Origin of the sequence: Haloferax sp. Atlit-109R (assembly GCF_003665865.1) — an archaeon.
In the GTDB taxonomy this organism is placed as follows: domain Archaea; phylum Halobacteriota; class Halobacteria; order Halobacteriales; family Haloferacaceae; genus Haloferax; species Haloferax volcanii.
This window is the reverse complement of the sequence record NZ_QPLO01000038.1, coordinates 1-439: the sequence shown is the minus strand read 5'-3', so window position 1 is coordinate 439 and position 439 is coordinate 1. Positions and strand designations below refer to the sequence as shown.

1 pseudogene is annotated in these 439 nt (G+C 69.0%); it reads right to left on the bottom strand.

Annotated elements, in window-relative coordinates:
• Positions 1–439, bottom strand: a pseudogene (locus tag DVK03_RS19560) (DNA mismatch repair protein); the annotation flags it as partial.

Here is a 439-nt window from a genome sequence, read left to right as displayed (position 1 = left end):
AGTCGACGCGGAGCGCGAGGTCGTCTGTCAGCCCCTCCGCGAAGATGCCGTCGATGCGCGCCTCCGGGGGGAGGGGACTGAGGTCGTCGGCGAGGTGGGTCACGTAGACGCCGAGCGCGTCCTGATCGACCGTCAGATCGACCAGGCCGTTCAGCAGGTCGGCGGCCCGGCCGGGTTCGGTGATCGCCTCGAACTCGTCGACGAGCATCAGCGTGCGGTCGCCGGTCGACAGCGGTGGGACGATCGATTTCAGCGTCGACTCCAGGACGCCGGCGTTGAAACTGGCGTGTCGGCGGTGGAAGACCACCGTATCGAACTGGCCGACCTCGGCTCGCGCTGCGGGCACGGGCAGCCCCATCGAGGCGAGCAGGACGACCTGTGCGAGCGTCTCTAAGAGCGTCGTCTTCCCGCCTGAGTTCGCCCCCGTGAGGACGGCGAC